We start from the raw sequence: 20,161 nt of genomic DNA, 5'->3' as shown, positions 1-20,161 counted from the left end.
TTTTCGTTTTATAGTTTTGAAGTAAGTTCTACATCTGGATACTTTTCCTTGAACCAACGTTCAGCAAATGAATTTTCGAATAAGAACAATGGATCGCCATGACCATCTTTTACCAAGATGTTTCTAGATGAAGACATCTTTTCGTCTAATTGGTCTGGGTTAATCCAACGTGCAGTCTTGTTACCCATTGGTTCCATTACAACTTCAGAGTTGTATTCATTTTGCATTCTGAATTGGAAAACTTCGAATTGAAGTTGACCCACGGCACCTAGGATATAGTCACCAGTAGTGTAAGATGTGTAAAGTTGAACCGCACCTTCTTGAACCAGTTGTTGGATTCCCTTGTGGAATGATTTTTGTTTCATAACATTCTTAGCAGAAACCTTCATGAATAGCTCAGGAGTAAATTGAGGTAGCTTGGTAAACTTAACATCACGTTTATCAGAGTAAATGGTATCACCAATTTGGAAGTTACCAGTATCGTACAAACCAATGATGTCACCGGCTACGGCATTTTCAACGTTTTCACGAGTGTTAGCCATGAACTCAGTCACGTTAGATAGACGTAGCTTCTTTTGGTTTCTTTCCAAAGTAACGTCCATACCACGTTCAAACATTCCAGAACATACACGCACGAATGCGATACGATCCCTATGCTTAGGGTTCATGTTAGCTTGAATTTTAAAGATGAAACCAGTAAATTGTTCATCTTCAGGTTTTACTTCAACATCGTTTTCAGTTTCGTGTTCACCTGGTTTTGGCGCAAAGTTTAGATATGCATCTAAGAAAGTCTTTACCCCAAAGTTAACTAAGGCTGAACCGAAGAATACGGGAGTTTGTTCACCATTCTTAATCTTTTCTTCGTCGAATGGATTACCTGCTTCAGTGATTAGGTCCATGCTTTCTTTAGCATCTTGGTAAACACTGTCTTCAGCTAACTTGTTGTCTTCTAACAAGTTACCGTCTTCATCCAATGGTAAGTATGGATTATTTTCATCTTCTGGACGGTATAGTTCGACACGTTTGTTGTATCGATCGTATAGTCCTCTTAGAATTTTCCCTGAACCGATTGGCCAGTTCATTGGGTATCCTTCGATTCCCAAGACATCTTCTAGTTGGCTGATTAATTCCATTGGGTCTCGACTATCACGGTCAAGTTTGTTCATGAAAGTAAAGATTGGAATTCCACGCATCTTACAAATTTGGAATAATTTCTTAGTTTGTGGTTCAATCCCTTTGGCAGCATCAATAACCATGACTGCAGAGTCAACGGCCATCAAAGTACGGTAAGTATCTTCTGAGAAATCTTGGTGTCCTGGGGTATCCAAAATGTTGATACGCTTACCAGCGTAATCAAATTGCATCACTGAACTAGTAACGGAAATTCCACGTTTCTTTTCAATTTCCATCCAGTCAGACTTTGCAAAGTTACCTGACTTCTTAGCCTTAACTGTACCGGCCTCACGTACAATTCCACCAAACAATAGTAATTGTTCAGTAATTGTAGTCTTACCAGCATCCGGGTGAGAGATGATGGCAAAAGTACGACGTTTATTAACGCTTTGCTCTATTTTTTTATTACCCATTATTCGAATCCTTCCGTTTTATAATATATAAATACAATTGTAACATATTAAAACAATCTTCCATATGAGAATTAAAAAACATCCCCGATTAAATCGAGGATGTCCTTTTTTATTTCTTCCAATCGTCTTCGTCAGTAAGACCTAAGTCTTTCTTGATCTTAGAAGTTGAAATACCTTCAGTTCTTGGTAGGTAAACGACTTTACAGTAGTCCTTTAGGAAGTCGAACTTTCCTTCCCAATCATCTCCCATAACGAAGATGTCGATGTTGTTATCAACAACGTCTTTAATCTTTTGGTCCCAGTTGTTTTCTGGAATCACGTGATCAACGTAACGAATAGCTTCTAAAACATACTTTCTGTCTTCGTATGAAGTGTAAGCCTTCTTACCCTTTTCAGCGTTAAATTCGTCGGTAGAAACACAAACTGTTAAATCGTCCCCTAATTCCTTGGCACGTTTTAATAAACGAACATGACCCTTGTGTAGTAGGTCAAATGTTCCATAAGTAATTACTTTTGTCATATTATCTCCTGCTTTGTCTCTCTTTGTTTTTGCTAACTCACTTATGTGATTGTTCAATCATCCAAATACTGTATAGATATTGTACAACCACTTTCACAACTGCATATAGCGGAATTGCTAGAATCATTCCCATTAAACCAGCAATATTTCCGGCAGCCATTAAGATAATTATAATGGTTAGTGGATGAATATTCAAAGACTTTCCGATTACATTTGGATAAACTAAGTTACCGTCTAGTTGTTGAACAATAATTACAACGATGACCACCCATACTAACTCGCTGACACTGGTAGAAAGTGCGACGAATACTGATGGCATAATCCCAATATATGGACCAACGTATGGAATGATATTACAGATTCCGGCAAACACCCCTAGTAGTAGTGCGTACTTTTGACCGATTAGAACGTAACCGATAGATGTAAATACCCCAACGAACAAGCATTCAATCATTTGACCACCAATATAATGAGAAATGGTGTCACTCATTTTGTTTAAGAGTCTAATTGTTCTGCGACGACTTCTTGGTGGTAGCATCTTAGCGATGTTTGGAACCATCTTGTGTCCATCTTTTAGCATGTAGAACAATACCACTGGAACAGTAATCATCACAATCACGGCTGAAGCTGCGGTTGAAATGATTGATCCGACACTAGAAGTAATCCCGCCCAAACTATGTTGGAAATAGTTATAAACGTAACTTTGTAGTGAAGAAATGTATTCAGATGAATAGAATTTCTTAAAGATACCCTTTTGACTGTGCACCTCCACATAGTGGTTAATGTCGTCTGCAATCTTTGGTAGGTTAGTAACCAAGTTGGTTACCTGAGTTACCAAACGTGGTAGAAAGGATGAGAATAGATATACGATTATTCCAATTAGAAATATGTATACAATCAAGATTGCCCAGTTACGGGAAATCCTTTTGGTTTTACTAATTTTAATTTTCATTATTAGGTTAACCACTGGGTTTAGCATGTAGAATAATACCCCAGCGATTAGGATTGGCATGAATACTGCTGAGATAAACATCCCAATTGGTCTGAAAATGAACTCCAGTTTTGTACATATCCAGATAATGCTTACGACCAGTAGCAATTCCACTGTCCATAGGATTATCGAGGAATTTTTAATTTTATTAAACATATTCGAAACCTCCAATAATCATTATACCATTTTATTCATCCATATTTTTATCATCTATGAATGAATTGATATCATCCATATCAAAACCTTTGCGGTAAAGTGCTTGCTTGGTCTTCATGACTCTTTGCATCCCGTCGTACTTACGATTACGATGCCATATCTTTTCACCCTGTTGTCTCAATAAATCCATTTGGTCTTCTTCATCGACTTGAAAGTCCATGTCCTCCATGACGCTTAAAACAATATCGGTTGGATAACCCTTCTTCATCAACGCTAGCTTAGTCTTATCCAAACGATTCTTGAACGCGTCGCGCTTATGTTTTTTGAAAATTTTATCAGCTTGAATTTGGCAGTTTTCAATCATTTCTTCGTGTGAGTAGAAGTTATTCAAGGCGTTTTCAATCAAGGTTTCGTTGATTTGTTTTTCCTTTAGCTTATAAAAGACGTTGGATGGCCCCTTATCCTGCTTCTTCACTTCTGTTCGCACATAACTGTCAGCATAGCTTTGATCATTGACTAGCTTTAATTCAACTAGTTTTTGCATGACTGCAGCAATGTGTTGTTCGTTTTCACTATAGGTTTGAAGTTTCTTTACGACTTCGTTTTCGGTTCTTAATTGGTGGGATAAGAAGTTAATCGCCTTACTGTAAAGTTTGGAAATGTCATCTGCATTGACTAGTTCTTCTTTTAGTTCATCGTCGATTTCCATCCCCTTAAAGATACGATATTTAATCATTACGTTTTCACTGATTGGAAACGCGTATACCCCATCTACGTACACATTAAAACGCCCTTTTCTCTTTTGGGCTTCAATCATGGTTATTTTAGATGCCATTACTCTCACTCCTTTATTTAACATCCCATTTTACATTTGGTATAATTAGTTATCAGATTGCGAAAGGACGTATATTACTTTGAAAGCACATGTAGTTTTTGCAACCATCACAGGTAACAACGAAGACGTCGCTGATATCGTTACTGAAGGCCTAGAAGATTTAGGCGCTGAAGTTACCCAAACCGAAATTTCACAAACAGATGCACAAGATTTTGAAGATGCAGATATCTGTGTCGTTTGTGCATACACCTACAACGAAGGTCACCTTCCAGAAGAAGGATTAGACTTCTTCGATGACTTAGGTGACTTAGACCTGTCAAACAAGGTCTTTGGTGTTGCCGGTTCAGGTGATATCTTCTACGAAGAATTCTTCAATACTTCAGTTGATGACTTCATCAATCAATTCAAGAAGACTAACGCCACTCAAGGTTTTGAAGGTGTTAAAATCAACTTGGAACCAGATGAAGACGACATTGAAAAACTTGACGAATTTGCCTCAAGTTTAGTTGATACTTACAAAAAAATAAATGGTTAAAAAGAAAATCGTTGATGTTTATCAACGATTTTTTTGTTTTGCAATCTTATCTCTTCTTGTTTGGAATAAATGATTTAATGCTAGGCTTTCTGCCCTTAATCTCGACGTTCTTAACATCTTGCACGGAAGCATTAATAACAGCACCTAAAATCAATATCATTCCAATGATGTATAACCAAAGCATTAAAATAACAAAGGTTCCTAATGCTTTATAGGCATCGACACTACGTGCGAAGTAGTGAAGATAAATGGAGAATCCTTTGGATAGAACAATCATACCGATTGTCACAATCAATGATCCCATCCAAACATAACGCCACTTGGTGTTTACGTTTGGCACGAAATAATACATCAATAGTACCAATAGGAATACCCCAATGATGGTTAATGGATATCTCAACAGGATAAATAGTCCCACATTCATCTTGGATAATCCCATTAGATAAGCTGAGTAGCTAATGATGACTTTTCCAAAACCAAAGAATAATAGGAAAATCCCTAACGAAATTACTAACAATAGCATCCAGATAAACGAAACAATTCGATTCATCAGATTACTTTCGTTTTTTATTCCATACGACGAGTTAACCGCACGTTGAAATGCTGCTAAGGCCCGACTGGCTGACCAGATAGCCACAATTAAACCAATCGACAACTTATCGGCATTGGCGCCCTTTAAAGCGGAAATAACGATTGGACTAACTGTCTTGAAAACCGTTGATGGTAACAATGGTTCTAAATAGTCTAAAATTTCGTATTGGTTAACGTGCAACAATTCTAGTAGGTTTCCAACGATGATGGTCGCTGGAAATAGTGATAGCAAAGAATAAAAGGCAATCACAACTGCTGAATCGGACACGTTTGATTCTTTATAATGCTTCTTTACGACTAAAAAGAAATGCTTCCATTTTCTAGCGGTGTCTTTATTAAGCTTCATTATGATCACCACTTAGTTTATTACTAGCAAACACTTCTTTAATTGCGTCTAGGATTTGCTTAGAAGCAGTCCCATCCCCGTAAGGATTCTTGGCAGTGGCCATCTTTTTGTATTCTTCTGTATCGTCTAATAGTTGGTCAATGCTTGCGCTAATCTTTTTCGGATCAGTTCCCACAAGCTTAAGTGTTCCAGCATCGACTCCTTCTGGACGTTCAGTAGCTTCTCTTAGTACCAATACAGGTTTACCCAATGAAGGAGCTTCTTCTTGAACTCCTCCAGAGTCGGTCATAATGAAGTGACTGCGAGCTGCCATGTTATGGAAATCAACCACGTCCAATGGTTCGATTAAGTGAACACGGTTAACCCCATCGAACACACTGTGAGCAACAGATTGCACTGCTGGACTCAAGTGAACTGGATATACGACTTCGATATCCTTTCTGTTCAATACTTCGTTTTTGATTGTTTCAAAGGTACGACGCATTGGTTCACCTTGGTTTTCACGACGGTGCATGGTTAATAGAATAATCTTGTGAGTCTTATCGATATCATCTAACACACTGTGGTGATAGTTTCTATCAACGGTTTGTTTTAACGCATCAATCGCGGTGTTCCCTGTAATATAGATACGGTCTTCTTTTAGATTTTGTTTTAATAGATTTTCTTTACTTAATTCAGTTGGTGCAAAGTAAACATCTGAAAGAATGTCGGTCATTTGACGGTTCATTTCTTCAGGATATGGTGAGTACTTGTCCCAAGTTCTAAGTCCCGCTTCAACGTGACCTAGTGGAATTTGGTGGTAAAATGCGCTGACTGCAGCGGCAAATGTGGTTGTGGTATCACCATGGACCAAGATGATGTCAGGTTTTGCTTCGTTAATAATACTGTCTAGTTTGTTAATGACAGTGGTTGTAATTGAACTTAATGTTTGTTGTGCTTTCATTACGTGTAAATTGTAATCAGCTTCAATATGGAAAATATCCATAACTTGATCTAGCATTTCTTTATGTTGGCCAGTCAAAACTGTGATGGGTTGAAACTCATCTAAATTATTTTTCATTTCTAGAATGATTGGAGCCATCTTAATAGCTTCTGGACGAGTTCCAAAGATGGTCATCACTTTAATCGGTTTTTTCAAGATTATGCCTCCACAAAAAAGTATATTTATCTAATTATAACAAAATAATGACGCGGTTGCCGACCATAAATACATCTTAATAAAAATTTAGTGCTATCTATGAAAACCTTTTTGAAGTATTATGATAAAATATAAATAATTATGGATTAATGAAGGAGGTTACAATTATGGAAACTATTGGTTTAATTGTACCCTGTTATAATGAAGAGCCTTCCATTAAAATCTTTTATGATGAAGTCGAACGTGTCTTCAGCGAAATGCACGCTAACCACGTTGACTACAATCACGAATACTGGTTTATTAATGATGGTTCTTCTGACAACACTTTAGAAGAAATTAAGAAGTTACGTGAAACCGATGAAAACGTTCATTACGTATCATTCTCACGTAACTTTGGTAAGGAATCTGCAATGTCAGCTGGATTAGAAAACGTTGGCGGTGACTATGTTGCTGTTATGGACGTGGACTTACAAGATCCACCTGCATTACTTCCTCAAATGATTAAGTACATAAAAGAAGACGATTACGACGTCGTTGGCTGTGTGCAAAAGAGTAGAAAACAAAACTTTGTGAGAGCTTTCCTATCTTCAAGTTTTTACAAGGTTATCAACAAAATGTCTGATGTTGAAATTAAACAAAACGTTAGAGATTACCGTCTAATGACTCGTCAATACGTTGACAATGTTTTGAAATTAACTGAGTACAACCGTTTCACTAAGGGTATCTTTAGTTGGGTCGGTTTTAAAACTAAATACATCGAATACGATGGTGTTGAAAGAGCAGCTGGTGAATCACACTGGTCACTATATCAACTACTTGAATATTCATTGGAAGGAATCGTCGACTTCTCAGATGTCCCACTTAAAGTGGCAACCTGGGTTGGTGGTGTTTCATTCTTCCTATCACTAATTGGACTATTCTTTGTTATTTTAAGAGCTATTTTATTTGGTGGATCCGTATCAGGATGGCCATCATTAGTATCAATTATTCTATTAATTAACGGTGTTCAATTATTCTGTCTAGGAATCGTTGGTAACTACATCGGAAAAATTTACTTAGAAACAAAGCATCGTCCTAAATACATTGTGAAAGAGAAGAAATAATGAAAAATTTGTGGAAAAAATACAAGCAAATAATTGCCTATTTGTTTTGGGGTGTATTAACCACTGTTATCGACATTGTTGTCGCATTAGTGCTTTATCGCCTATTACCAAACATGGACGTATTCTGGAACACATTGATTGCTTGGATAGCAAGTGTATTGTTTGCATTCTTTACCAACAGAAAATGGGTATTTGAATCCAAGGCCAATACTGCTAAAGAATACCTTTCGGAAATGATTTCATTCTTCCTTGGCCGTGTGGCTTCATTAATTTTAGAAGAAATCATACTAATAATTGGTGTTTCAATCATTAGCGTTAATAATTTTGATTTACTAAAAATCTTTGGTCAGGTTGTCGTAATTATCTTTAATTACTTCTGGTCAAAATTCGTAGTTTTCGTTAATCATAAAGAAAAATAAAAAAAGCGATGAGATAAATTTATCTCATCGCTTTTTTCGTATTTATATTTATTAGTGAATAAATAGACTTAGTAGAAGTACCATTAATAATCCAGTAACAGAAATAACTGTTTCTAATACAGTCCAAATTTTTAATGTTTGTTTTACATTTAAGTCAAAGTATTCTTTGAACATCCAGAATCCGGCATCGTTAACATGTGATGCAGCAAGTGATCCAGCACCAATTGCTAAAGCCATTAATACTGGGCTTACGCTCATTGAGTGCATTAATGGAGTTACTAGTCCAGCAGCAGTCATACCTGCAACAGTAGCTGAACCTAATGAAACACGTAGGATAACAGCGATTAACCAAGCTAAGATGATTGGTGATAAGTTAGCGTGGCCCATTACGTTTTGAACGGCTTTACCAACACCACCGTCAATTAATACTTGTTTGAATGCTGATCCACCACCGATAACCATTAGTAGCATTGCAATTGACTTAATGGCTTCAGTAACAGTGTTTGTAATATCTTCCATCTTCTTACCGCGGTGGAAGCCCATTGCCCAGATAGCAAATAGTAAAGTAACAATCATGGCAATAACTGGGTTACCAAACATAGCGATAACAGCACCAATACCATGTGGATTTTCAACGGCTTTACCACCGTTAAATACCATGTCGTAAACAGTGGAAATAGCCATTAAGATAACTGGTAGTAATGAAGTAAATGCGGCAATTCCAAAGCTTGGAGTGTCCTTCAAATCATACTTCTTCATTTCACCAAATGCTGGTAGTGAAGTCTTTACAACGAATGTTTCTGGAGCAACCTTCTTAGCAATCTTTGTGTATAAAGGACCGGCTACGATAACACAAGGAATAGCAACGATAATACCTAATAGAAGTGTTTGACCAATGTTTGCGCCTAAAGCAGTAGCAACTGCAGTTGGAGCAGGTTGTGGTGGTAGGAATCCTTGAGTAGCTGATAATGCAGCTGCCATTGGAATACCTAGGTAAACGAATGGAACTTCAGCTTCTAGTGCAACGGCGAATACGATTGGAGTTAATAGAACCAATCCAACTTCGAAGAATAATGACATTCCGATAATAAATGAAGCAACAACAATTGCAAATTGAAGTCTCTTTTTTCCGAATAGATCGATTAGTGTTCTGGCAATTCTATAAGAACCACCAGCATCAGCAACTAAACGACCAATCATTGCACCAAATCCAAAGACGATAACTAGTTCCCCCAAAGAACTTCCGATACCGTTTTTAATGGAAACAGCGATGTGTGCTGGGTTCATTCCTAAACCTAACGCAACAATAACAGATGTAACAATTAATGAAATAAATGTATTTAATTTACATTTAATGATTAGGAACAAAAGCAATAATATTCCTAATACTAATACAACAAATGGCATAGTTTAATACCCCTTCTTTTATTAAAAATAATTTTATGTTTCCTGAATGTAAGCGCTTTACTTTTCCGTAAAAATAATATAACATACTTCTTGGGAAATGAAAACGATTTCATTACACTTTTTAAAACATAGTCCCTAATAAATATGTTATATTACTTTAGGCGTTTTAAAACTTAAGATTTATTTAAGTTTAAATGAAATACGTTTGATTTCTAACTATGATACCAACACTTGTGGTAAATTGTTAATTATAGAAATAATATATAAGGATAAGGAGGACACGCTTTGAACGCTGTTGCTTTATTAATTGGACTAGGTCCAGTTCTAGGTTGGGGTCTATACCCTACAATTGCTTCATTATTTGGAGGCAAACCTACTAACCAAATTTATGGTTCCACTCTAGGAACACTTATTTTCGCTGCTATTTTTCTTTTAATCTCAGGTAATTCAATTCCGACTGGTATGGATTTTGCACTTGCATTACTTTCAGGTGCTGGTTGGGCTTTCGGACAAATCATGTCATTTAAAGCCTTTGAATTAGTTGGATCTTCTAGAGTAATGCCTATCACCACTGCGTTACAATTAATTGTAACTGCACTATGGGGTGTGTTTGCATTAGGTAACTGGCACTCAGAATCACACCGTATCATTGGTTTCGTTGCTTTAATCGTAATCATCATTGGTGCTACTATGACTGCTTGGCAAGAACATAAAGATACTAAAAGCTCTGCTGACTTAAAGAAAGCAATTGGTCTTTTAGTTATCGGTGTTATTGGTTACTGGGGTTACTCAGCTGCACCTCAAGCATCAAGTCACTTAGACGGTATGCATGCGTTCTTCCCACAAGCTCTTGGAATGTTCTTAGTTGCTGTTGTATACTGCTTGTTCCACGTTAAGAACAACAATGTATTTGCTACTAAGTCTTCTTATCTACAAATCATTTCAGGTTTCTTCTTCGGATTTGCAGCTTTAACTTACTTAATCTCTGCAGAACCTAAAATGAATGGTTTAGCTACTGGTTTCGTGCTATCTCAAACTTCTGTTGTATTAGCTACTCTAACTAGTATCTACTTCCTACACCAAAACAAGACTAAAAAAGAAATGGTTGTTACAATAATCGGTTTAGTTATCATTATTCTAGCAGCTGCAGTTACTGCATTCTTAAACTAATAAAACCCAAAACAAAAATCCCGCTTGGAATAACCAAGCGGGATTTTTTCATTGTAATACGTATCCAAATCCACGAACTGTTTTAATTTCAACGTCGTTTCCGGGTAAATCTTTGAGTTTATCTCTAACGTGGCTAACGTGCATATCAACGATACGAGATGATATAAATGCATCCCCATCGTCTCGATCTTCACGCCAGACACCGTTAAAAATTTGTTCTCTACTCAATACCTGGTCATGATGTCTGATTAGGTAATAGAAGATGTTAAATTCCTTCGGTGTGAAGTTTAAAACCTCTCCCTTATACTTTACCTGAAAATGCTTCAGACTAATCTCAAAGTCCTTAAAATGCTCTTTACGTTTAGTCTTATCGCTATCCTCTACCATCTCATCATATATTTTGACACGTTTTAATGTTCTTAACATGATTCTTTGGGCATCAACGAAGTCACTGAAGTAATCGTTGACTCCTAATTCAAAACAATCTCTTTCTTTTTGATCATCATAGTGGTCATCAAAAGTAATAATAGGGCCTGAGAATGTCTTAGTAACTTGTTCAATCAGCCTTTTAACGTGACTAAAGTCTTCAAAGATTGATAAATCAATAATGACGGCAAAGACGTTGTTCTTTTTAGCCATAATTTCGATATCTTCATCATCACTAACGCTATTAACAAAGTATTCATCTTGCAACGCTAATTGACTTACATCAGCGGCTAATCTTAATTGTTTTGTTACTAACAACAGACTTTGCATCCATTCTAAACCTCCCTATTTTGGATTGTTTTTTAGTTCTTTGGCAATCAATTCTGGTTCAATCTTACCAGGGTTTAATTCAACAATCTTACCAGTAGCATTATATACAATCCATTCTGATAAGTTAACGATATGATCTCCAATACGTTCTAGGTAACGAACTACCATTAAGTAGATAGTTGCTAGTTCAATTTTATCACTATTCTTTTCCATTTCAGAAACGATTAGATTTTTAGCTAAAACAAACTTCTTATCGATTAATATATCTTCTTGAGCGACTAGCTTTGCTGCTTCTTGATCAGCATGGACATAAGCATCCAATGATGATTCAAGCATTCCCCTAATCTTTAAGGCCATTTGGTTAATAGCTTCGTTCACTTCTGGAATACGACTTTCTGTGTTGATACGAAGAGTTTCTCTGGCGATTGATGATGCGTGATCACCAATTCGTTCCAAATCAGAACTAGCCTTTAATAAGGTGATGATTGAACGGAAGTTAGAAGCAACAGGTTGTCTTAATGCAATTAAGTTTAGTGCTTCTTTTTCTAGATCAACTTCTTCGTCATTAACCTTGCTATCGCGATTAACAATTTCGGTAGCTAGTTTTTGATCGTTTTCAGTGAAGGCCTTTATTGATTGATAAATTTGATCAGAAACATCAATTCCCATCTTCATGTAGGTCTTTTGTAGTACTTTTAGTTTGTCGTTAAATGTTTGACTCATAATCAGCTCTCCTATCCGAATTCTCCATTTAAGTAATCACTAGTTTGTTGCTTATCAGGATTTAAGAACATCTTAGAAGTCTTGTTGTATTCAATTAAATCCCCGTTTAGCATGAATGCTGTCTTGTCAGCAATTCTTGATGCTTGTTGCATGTTGTGAGTAACGATGATGATTGTAAAATCTTTCTTTAATTCTAACAGAGTATCCTCAATCTTGGCACTTGAGATTGGGTCTAGCGCACTAGTAGGTTCATCCATCAAAATAATCTTAGGTTTTACCGCCAACACTCTGGCGATACAAATTCTTTGTTGTTGACCACCTGAGAATGATAATGCGTTCTTGTTTAAATCATCCTTTACTTCGTCCCAAACGGCAGCTTGCTTTAGACTCTTTTCAACTACTTCATCTAATACCTTTTTATCCTTAACACCGGCAATTCTTAAACCATATGCCACGTTGTCGTAGACAGAGAAAGGAAATGGGTTTGGTTGTTGGAATACCATTCCGATTTCTTTTCTTAATTCGGTCATGTCAGTAGTTGGTGCATAGATGTCTTGATCACCAATTTTAAAACTACCAGTAACTGTTGTGTTGTTTCTTAGGTCATTCATACGGTTTAAACATCTTAGAAATGTTGACTTACCACAACCGGATGGTCCGATTAAAGCAGTGATTTCGTTTTGTTCAAATTCGATGTCAAAGCCATGTAGGGCTTCCTTTTCACCGTAGTATAAATGAACGTTTTCTGTTTTTAAAATAGAAGTCATGTAATTCACCTACCCGAAGTTTCCTGAAATGTAGTCTTCTGTTGCTTGCATCTTTGGTCTGGTAAAGATGTGAGAAGTCTTGTTGAATTCAATTAAGTGGCCTTGGTGGAAGAATGCAGTGTAATCACTCATTCTAGAAGCCTGTTGCATGTTATGAGTAACAATGATGATTGTGTATTTTTCCTTCAAACGGTTTAGTGTATCTTCAATCTTTGAAGTTGAGATTGGATCTAGCGCTGATGCTGGTTCATCAAGTAGTAACACGTCAGGTTTCATGGCAATCGCACGTGCGATACATAAACGTTGAGCTTGTCCACCTGATAGTGATAGCGCGCTTTCGTCTAGTTTGTCCTTTACTTCATCCCATAAAGCTGCTTCTCTTAGACTGGTTTCAACACGTTCGTCTAGTTCCTTTTTGTCCTTGATACCGTGCTTCTTAAGTGCAAAAGTGATGTTTTCACGAATGGACTTAGCAAATGGGTTTGGACGTTGGAACACCATTCCGATGTGTTTTCTTAATTCGTAAACGTTAATCTTATCGTCGTTGATGTTAACGTCTCTATACATAATGTCGCCATCGACAGTCGCCACGTTATCATTCATTCTGTTGATTGAACGTAAGAAAGTTGACTTACCTGATCCAGAAGAACCAATCATGGCAGTTACTTTAAAACGAGGAAATGATAGTGATACGTCAAAAATCGATTGGTGTTCACCATAAGAAACGTTTACATGGTGAGCTTCAATTGCGTTTTCGACTGCGAAGTCACGTACATATTGTTGATTTAAATTGTAGTTTTTCATGTTAAACCTTCCTTACTTACTAGAAGTCATTTTCTTGTACAAACGGTTTCCAATCCAGTGCGCGAAAATGTTAAATAGTAGAATTACGATAATTAATACGGCTGATGATCCACTTGAGATGGCGTTAGCGTCAGGAGTGATTCCTTCTGAGTTAACCTTCCAAATGTGAACGGCTAGTGTTTCTGCCGGACGTAGTGGGTTTAAGAAACTAGTGTCTGAGAAGATGTTCCAGTTAGTGTAATCCACGAATGGAGCACTTTGACCTGCTGTGTAAATCAATGCGGCAGCTTCACCGAATACTCTACCGGCACTTAGGATAATCCCTGTGATGATTCCAGGAACTGCAGCCGGTAGGATGATACCAGTGATTGTCTTCCATTGTGATAGACCTAATGATAATCCAGCTTCTCTTTGTAGTGATGAAACTGATTCTAGTGATGTTTCAATATTTCTTGTTAATAGAGGTAAGTTGAAGAATGTAAGTGCAATTGCACCTGATAGGATTGAGAATCCCATTCTCATTTGAACAACGAATAATAGGTAACAGAATAGTCCAACGACCACTGATGGAAGTGAACTTAATACTTCGATGGTTGTCTTAATGATTTCAGTAAACCAGTTCTTAGGAGCATATTCAGCTAGGTAAATTCCGGCCCCTAAAGCAATTGGAAATGAAATGATTAATGTAAGAACTAATAGGTAGATTGAGTTAAATAGTTGATCTCTAATTCCCCCACCAGCTAAGAATGATTGAGCAGGGCTGGTTAAGAAGTGCCATGAAATGTGAGGCACACCGGTTACCAAGATGTAACCGATTAATGCTGCTAAAATTGCAACGACTAGAATTACTAGACCGTAAATCACGCCGGTCGCAATTTTATTAACTACTTTTGGATTCATAATTAGAACTTACCTCTCTTTCCAATTAACTTAACCAAGATGTTAAAGAATAGTGACATTAGTAGTAGAACCAAGGCTAATGACCATAGTGCATTGTTTCCTAGAGTTCCCATTACAGTGTTACCAATTCCGGTAGTTAATTGACTGGTTAATGTTGATGATGGTGTAATCAAGTTCTTTGGCATCAAGATGGCGTTACCAATTACCATTTGTACGGCTAAGGCTTCACCGAATGCTCTGGCCATTCCAAAGATGATGGCTGTTAAGATACCTGGTGTTGCTGATCTTAGAATAACTTTGTAAATGGTTTGCCAACGTGTAGCACCTAAAGCAAGTGATGCTTCAGATAAATGCTTTGGTACGGCGTTTAGACTATCAACAGTTAGTGATGTGATGGTTGGTAGCACCATGACGAACAATACTAATGTTGCTGATAGAATCCCAAAACCAGTTCCTCCGAATAAAGTTCTTACAATTGGAACGATAATGGTTAAACCGATAAATCCGTAAACAACTGAAGGAATACCAACTAGTAATTCGATAACAGTTTGTAGGAATCCACGGCTCTTCTTGGGACCAATGACTGTCATGTAAATCCCTGAAGCAATCGCAAATGGTGTTGCTAGTAAGGCAGATAGGAAAGTAACACTGAATGATGTCACAATCATAGGTAGTGCCCCTACTTCTGGTTTACCATCTTTTCCAATGGTTGAAGGTGACCAATCTTGTCTACTGATAAAGTCCCACAAGTTAACGTGGTTATCAGTAAAGGTAGAAATCCCTTTTGAGATGATGAAGTATAAAATCAAAGCCACCAAGACGACAATTGCTGAAATACTGATAAAACTTAAAGTACGACCAAATCTTTCTTGGCGTGTTTCCTTGGATGGCATTAATATTTTCTTATTAATTTCCATGAGTCTTCCTCCAATTAGTTGATTACTTTGTTGTTAGCATCCCTTTTCACTTTCATATCACTGATACTAATGTAACCTAATTTCTTTACTAAACCTTTTTGTACTTCTTCTGAATTCATGTATGCCAAGAACTTCTTAGTGTTGTCACTAACCTTCTTAGCTGTGTACATATGTTCATATGACCAGATCTTCCAAGCGTTGGTTTCAACGTTTTTATCAATTGGTTTCACGTTATCAATTGATAGTGATTGAATGGTCTTATCGACAAACGAGAATGATAGGTAACTGATTGCTCCAGGCGTGGTAGCAATGATTCTTCTAACCGTTCCGTTCGAGTCTTGTTCCTGTGCCTTCACGGTACTATGGCCGTCCATCACATTTGCTTCAAATGTGTTTCTGGTACCACTGCCCTTAACACGATTAATAACTTCGATTGGCAAGTTCTTACCACCAACTTGTTTCCAATTGGTAATCTTACCTTCGAAAATCTTTTGTAAATTTTTCATGCTGATGTTATTAACTCCCACACCCTTGTTAACAACCGGTGTGATTCCGACTACCGCCACTTGATGATCAACGATGTCTTTGGCTTTAATTCCCTTTTGGTTTTCAGCAAACACATCTGAGTTCCCAATTGTAACGGCCTTAGCTTGTAATTGACTCAAACCGGTACCGGAACCCCCACCTTGAACTGTAATTGAAAGGCCTTTGTGGTCCTTTTGGTAATCGTTTGCTGCTTCTTCTACTAACGGTTGTAAAGCAGTTGATCCAACCGCTGTAATTTTATCGTTTGACGCAGAGTTTACTCCGCACGCAGTTAAAACTGTTCCAGCGAATAAGACTGCCGATGTCATAATCGCTAACTTCTTAATTTTTATCATAATAAAATCATCCTTTTTTAATTTACAAATACAAGTATACCGATTTAATGTAAATCTAATTTAGATTTTTTGTAAATTTTATGTAAATTTTAGAAAATGGTACAAAAAAGAGACCAGCTTAATTAAACTGATCTCTTGTCATTGGTTTATTTTACGATTTTGTTGTTACTGTCCTTGGTTACTTTCATGTCTGAAATGCTGATGTATCCTAGCTTGTTAACTAAAGTCTTTTGAACTTTACCAGATTCAACATACTTGATGAACTTAGTAGCGTTCTTGTCAGCCTTCTTTGGTGTGTACATGTGTTCATATGACCAAATCTTCCAAGCGTTGGTTTCAACATTCTTGTCTGTTGGGGCAACATTGTCAATTGATAGTGGTTGAAGACTACTGTCAATGAATGAGAATGCTAGGTAACTAATTGCTCCAGGAGTAGTTGAAACAATTTTCTTTACTGCACCGTTAGAATCTTGTTCTTGGGTTTGGATAGCCGAGGCACCCTTCAAAACATTACTTTCGAAAGTAGCTCTAGTTCCGCTTCCCTTTACACGGTTGATAACATCAATCTTTTGGTTCTTACCACCAAGTTCTTTCCAGTTAGTAATCTTACCTTCGAAAATCTTCTTTAGGTTTTCTAGTGAAATGTTCTTAACACCCACGCCCTTGTTAACAACTGGTGCCATCCCAACTACGGCAACCTTGTTATCTGTTAACTTGCTAGCGTCAATTCCATTTTGGTTTTCGGCAAACACATCTGAGTTACCGATTGAAACACTCTTAGATTGAACTTGGCTTAATCCTGTTCCAGATCCGCCACCTTGAACAGAAATGTTAACACCTGAATTATCCTTTTGGTAATCCTTTGCAGCTTGTTCGACTAATGGTTGTAAAGCAGTTGAACCGACAACTGATACATCCCCACTAGCTTGTGAACCGCTTGTGCTACCACAGGCAGCCAATAGTGAACCTGAAACTAAAACAACTGAAGCAATTGATAGAACCTTATTCATTTTAATCATATCAATATCTCCTAACCAATATTTTATGTTACAAGCTTAGTATATCGGCAATTTGTAAATTTAAAGTCATTTTAATGTAAAAGTTATGTAAATATAAAAAAAGAACTCACCTAATAAATGTGAGTTCTTTTTTTTATGACCCCACTCGGAATCGAACCGAGATCAGCCGCTTAGGAGGCGGTCGCCCTATCCAGTTGTGCTATGGAGCCATAAAACGACAACTAATATTGTCGCATTTTAATAAAGCAATGTAAAGTTCCTTAACCCTACTTATTGTTGTTTTTACGCCATTTATTACGCATTCCTTTGTTCTTGGTATGCTTGTTTTTCTTGACGCGTTTTTTAGGTGCTGGGTTAGAAACAACTTGTTTTTTAACCTTCTTAACACGAGGCTTGCTTGATTCATCCTTAGATGACTTATCATTTTTAGCTGGTTTTTCAACCACTTCAACCACCTTTTCAGCAGTCTTTGGAACCGACTTTACAATCTTATTCTTATAGAAGTACCTTGGTTGGAATTCAAAATCATAATCAGATAATAGGTTCTTCAAGTCTCTTAAATCATGATCATCACCGAAGTTAATTACCATTCCGTCTTCACCCATACGACCGGTTCTACCAACACGGTGAACATAGTCAATAGCTTCATCAGGTAAATCGTAGTTAACAACTGCTGGAAGTTTAGCAATATCCAAACCACGAGCAGCAACATCAGTGGTTAGTAATAACTTGATGCGACCTAATCTGAAATCATCCATCGCCTTTTGACGCTTGGTTTGATTTTGATCAGATGTTAGTTTGGCCACACCTTGATAGTGATTATGAACGAAGAAACTGTAGGTCTTGTTCAAATCAACGGTCTGATTGAAGAATACCAATGCTTTGAAACCAGCAACGTGTTGTAAACGTGCCAACATCTTGTTTCTGTTCTTACGCAAGACGTTCATCATGCCGTGTTCAACGTGACCTTGGGTCTTGTCTTCTGCACGAACGTCAACCTTTTGGATGTCACGGTTACCAAACCAACCAGATAGTTGGTCTAGAATTGGTGTTGCTGTGGCTGAGAAGAATTCCAATTGAACATCTGACATCATGGAGGAAACAATGTCTCTAACCGTGGTCAAAGTTTCACCTTGTAATAGGTCGTCAGCTTCATCAATTATAATAGTAGAAAAAAGATGTGTTTTTAGTTTTTTATCATCGATTAAGTTCTTGATTCTACCTGCTGTACCAACGATTACTTCAGGATGTTTCTTCAAACGTTCCATTTGACGTTTGATGTTGGCACCACCAGTTAAGGCTAACACTTTCATTCCACGCAAATTAGCCCAGTTTCTGGCTACCTTTGCGGTTTGAATTGCTAGTTCTTGAGATGGTTCGATGATTAGTAATTGTGAACCACCTTCAGGTTCTAGAATTTCGATACTTGGAATTAAAAATGCAACTGTTTTTCCAGATCCGGTTGGTGATAGTCCTAAGACACTATCGTGGTTCTTGATAATTGGATAGACACGTTCTTGAATCAGCGTCTGTTTGTCATATCCAAGCTTGTTAAAATACTTTTGAAATTGTTCTAACATTCTGGGTTCCCCTACTTAAATTCGAATTAATACATCTTCTATTTTAGCAAATATCTTCATTAATATCGATGTTTATTAACGGTCTTGATTCTTCAATAGATACTGTTGCCAACCTTTCTTGTTACCGTTAAAGGCAATCTGGTTAACGTAAACGTTTGAACCATCAATATTAATCTTTCGATTATTCTTCACTTCGATAAAATTAGCACGTTTATTATTCACGTTTCCACTGAAGAACTGCACGTCATGATCAATCTTTTTGTCTAATCGATTGAAGACACTCGTGCTACTTCTTACAACTACGTTGGTGTCATAGTATTTATGAACCATGTAAATGAATTCAGAAAGTCGGTGAACCTGATCATCTGATAAAGGCGAAGTCACCTCTACTAATGGTGGTAATGTTCCGTAGTCATCGCCAACTTCTCGTGTAAAGTTCTTCAATTGATCTTTAATCGCGGTTTGCGTACTAAAAACATGGTAAGAACCAACCTGCAAACCAGACCCCTGGCTGCGCTGGAAATTATCACTGAAGTCATCATCTGTATATGTAGCACCCTGACTGGCACGAATGTAGACAAACTTTTGGCCGGTATTAGCTAGGGTTACGAAATCGATATAACCGTTTGATTGACTAATCATGATTCCCTTAACTTGATACTTATTAATCATATTATTTTCATAACTTTGGTATGCAACATATCCAAAGATTGAACCTAGTAAAACAATTAAAATTGCAATTAACCATGCATATTTTTTAAAAAACTGGCCGTAGTTTTTAGTAGACTTTGTTTTTTGATGATACAAAGACATTCTGGTATCCATTCACTCACCTCTTTTATACAATTAACCTTATTATAATCATAATGACTGCAAATTACTATAAAACACGTTAAAACACTTGAATCGGCCTTTTGTTTTCAATATAATGAAAGCGGTAACTAAATAAATTAGTGATGACTTTTTATGCGGATTTTATTATAATAGTTAACATTATTAAAAAATAAATTAAGTCTC

21 protein-coding genes and 1 tRNA gene are annotated in these 20,161 nt (G+C 37.0%); 4 read left to right on the top strand and 18 right to left on the bottom strand.

The features are described from left to right. Positions 1-8: 8 nt before the first annotated feature. The 4 genes from KTJ72_RS03615 to recX all read right to left on the bottom strand — a co-directional run bounded on the left by KTJ72_RS03615 (position 9) and on the right by recX (position 4,088). Positions 9-1,586, bottom strand: a complete 1,578-nt coding sequence (locus KTJ72_RS03615) for a peptide chain release factor 3 (protein ID WP_217304154.1) — start codon at positions 1,584-1,586, stop codon at positions 9-11. A 109-nt stretch (positions 1,587-1,695) separates the two neighbouring features. Beyond that, positions 1,696-2,106, bottom strand: coding sequence for a glycerol-3-phosphate cytidylyltransferase (gene tagD / locus KTJ72_RS03610; RefSeq protein WP_034531602.1), 411 nt, complete (start codon positions 2,104-2,106; stop codon positions 1,696-1,698). Between the two features lie 37 nt (positions 2,107-2,143). Beyond that, positions 2,144-3,253 carry an AI-2E family transporter gene (locus KTJ72_RS03605; protein WP_094750979.1) on the bottom strand — a complete coding sequence of 370 codons (1,110 nt, stop codon included), beginning with the start codon at positions 3,251-3,253 and terminating at the stop codon, positions 2,144-2,146. Positions 3,254-3,284: 31 nt separating this feature from the next. Then, the gene (gene recX, locus KTJ72_RS03600; protein ID WP_217304153.1) at positions 3,285-4,088 is read right to left on the bottom strand and encodes a recombination regulator RecX; all 804 of its coding nucleotides are present in this window, start codon (positions 4,086-4,088) and stop codon (positions 3,285-3,287) included. A gap of 79 nt (positions 4,089-4,167) precedes the next feature. Between recX and KTJ72_RS03595 the strand changes: the two genes are divergently transcribed. Further along, positions 4,168-4,623: a flavodoxin gene (locus tag KTJ72_RS03595; protein WP_176589797.1), complete on the top strand. Its 456-nt coding sequence runs from the start codon at positions 4,168-4,170 to the stop codon at positions 4,621-4,623. A gap of 46 nt (positions 4,624-4,669) precedes the next feature. Here the strand turns inward: KTJ72_RS03595 and KTJ72_RS03590 are convergent, their stop codons facing one another. Beyond that, positions 4,670-5,560: a YihY/virulence factor BrkB family protein gene (locus KTJ72_RS03590; RefSeq protein ID WP_041152887.1), complete on the bottom strand. Its 891-nt coding sequence runs from the start codon at positions 5,558-5,560 to the stop codon at positions 4,670-4,672. Then, positions 5,550-6,677 carry a non-hydrolyzing UDP-N-acetylglucosamine 2-epimerase gene (wecB, locus tag KTJ72_RS03585; protein ID WP_217304167.1) on the bottom strand — a complete coding sequence of 376 codons (1,128 nt, stop codon included), beginning with the start codon at positions 6,675-6,677 and terminating at the stop codon, positions 5,550-5,552. The genes KTJ72_RS03590 and wecB overlap by 11 nt, the downstream gene beginning before the upstream one ends. Positions 6,678-6,865: 188 nt before the next feature. Here wecB and KTJ72_RS03580 point away from each other — a divergent pair, with 188 nt between their 5' ends. Further along, positions 6,866-7,801 carry a glycosyltransferase family 2 protein gene (locus KTJ72_RS03580; protein ID WP_217304152.1) on the top strand — a complete coding sequence of 312 codons (936 nt, stop codon included), beginning with the start codon at positions 6,866-6,868 and terminating at the stop codon, positions 7,799-7,801. After that, positions 7,801-8,220, top strand: coding sequence for a GtrA family protein (locus KTJ72_RS03575; RefSeq protein ID WP_217304151.1), 420 nt, complete (start codon positions 7,801-7,803; stop codon positions 8,218-8,220). Before KTJ72_RS03580 ends, KTJ72_RS03575 begins: the two co-directional genes overlap by 1 nt. A gap of 51 nt (positions 8,221-8,271) precedes the next feature. On the opposite strand, the gene KTJ72_RS03570 is transcribed toward KTJ72_RS03575, so the two are convergent. Further along, complete coding sequence (locus tag KTJ72_RS03570; RefSeq protein WP_041152890.1) at positions 8,272-9,627, bottom strand: gluconate:H+ symporter; 1,356 nt, start codon at positions 9,625-9,627, stop codon at positions 8,272-8,274. 285 nt (positions 9,628-9,912) lie between these two features. On the opposite strand from KTJ72_RS03570, the gene rbsU reads away from it, so the two are divergent. Next, positions 9,913-10,797: a ribose/proton symporter RbsU gene (rbsU, locus tag KTJ72_RS03565; RefSeq protein WP_041152891.1), complete on the top strand. Its 885-nt coding sequence runs from the start codon at positions 9,913-9,915 to the stop codon at positions 10,795-10,797. A gap of 48 nt (positions 10,798-10,845) precedes the next feature. On the opposite strand, the gene KTJ72_RS03560 is transcribed toward rbsU, so the two are convergent. From KTJ72_RS03560 to KTJ72_RS03510, 11 genes are all read right to left on the bottom strand, one after another. Next, positions 10,846-11,553: a response regulator transcription factor gene (locus KTJ72_RS03560; protein ID WP_217304150.1), complete on the bottom strand. Its 708-nt coding sequence runs from the start codon at positions 11,551-11,553 to the stop codon at positions 10,846-10,848. Between the two features lie 15 nt (positions 11,554-11,568). Further along, positions 11,569-12,276 (bottom strand): phosphate signaling complex protein PhoU, encoded by a 708-nt coding sequence (phoU, locus tag KTJ72_RS03555; RefSeq protein WP_094750974.1) that lies wholly within the window; start codon positions 12,274-12,276, stop codon positions 11,569-11,571. An 11-nt stretch (positions 12,277-12,287) separates the two neighbouring features. Next, the gene (gene pstB / locus KTJ72_RS03550) at positions 12,288-13,043 is read right to left on the bottom strand and encodes a phosphate ABC transporter ATP-binding protein PstB (RefSeq protein WP_034534864.1); all 756 of its coding nucleotides are present in this window, start codon (positions 13,041-13,043) and stop codon (positions 12,288-12,290) included. Between the two features lie 9 nt (positions 13,044-13,052). Continuing rightward, on the bottom strand, positions 13,053-13,847 hold the full coding sequence (gene pstB / locus KTJ72_RS03545; RefSeq protein WP_217304149.1) for a phosphate ABC transporter ATP-binding protein PstB: 795 nt from the start codon (positions 13,845-13,847) through the stop codon (positions 13,053-13,055). A 12-nt stretch (positions 13,848-13,859) separates the two neighbouring features. Then, positions 13,860-14,747: a phosphate ABC transporter permease PstA gene (gene pstA, locus KTJ72_RS03540; RefSeq protein ID WP_041152894.1), complete on the bottom strand. Its 888-nt coding sequence runs from the start codon at positions 14,745-14,747 to the stop codon at positions 13,860-13,862. 2 nt (positions 14,748-14,749) lie between these two features. After that, positions 14,750-15,664, bottom strand: coding sequence for a phosphate ABC transporter permease subunit PstC (gene pstC, locus KTJ72_RS03535; protein ID WP_217304148.1), 915 nt, complete (start codon positions 15,662-15,664; stop codon positions 14,750-14,752). Between the two features lie 14 nt (positions 15,665-15,678). Next, positions 15,679-16,536, bottom strand: coding sequence for a phosphate ABC transporter substrate-binding protein PstS family protein (locus KTJ72_RS03530; RefSeq protein ID WP_346726678.1), 858 nt, complete (start codon positions 16,534-16,536; stop codon positions 15,679-15,681). 155 nt (positions 16,537-16,691) lie between these two features. Next, positions 16,692-17,555: a phosphate ABC transporter substrate-binding protein PstS family protein gene (locus tag KTJ72_RS03525; protein WP_217304166.1), complete on the bottom strand. Its 864-nt coding sequence runs from the start codon at positions 17,553-17,555 to the stop codon at positions 16,692-16,694. A gap of 145 nt (positions 17,556-17,700) precedes the next feature. Continuing rightward, positions 17,701-17,773: transfer RNA gene (locus KTJ72_RS03520), tRNA-Arg, on the bottom strand. 57 nt (positions 17,774-17,830) lie between these two features. Beyond that, positions 17,831-19,144: a DEAD/DEAH box helicase gene (locus KTJ72_RS03515; protein ID WP_217304146.1), complete on the bottom strand. Its 1,314-nt coding sequence runs from the start codon at positions 19,142-19,144 to the stop codon at positions 17,831-17,833. A gap of 75 nt (positions 19,145-19,219) precedes the next feature. Then, the gene (locus KTJ72_RS03510; RefSeq protein ID WP_217304145.1) at positions 19,220-19,969 is read right to left on the bottom strand and encodes a GH25 family lysozyme; all 750 of its coding nucleotides are present in this window, start codon (positions 19,967-19,969) and stop codon (positions 19,220-19,222) included. Between the last annotated feature and the right edge of the window lie 192 nt (positions 19,970-20,161).

Source organism: Apilactobacillus waqarii, assembly GCF_019061205.1.
In the GTDB taxonomy this organism is placed as follows: domain Bacteria; phylum Bacillota; class Bacilli; order Lactobacillales; family Lactobacillaceae; genus Apilactobacillus; species Apilactobacillus waqarii.
The sequence above is the reverse complement of the archived record's forward strand: the minus strand, read 5'-3'. Positions and strand labels throughout refer to the sequence as shown.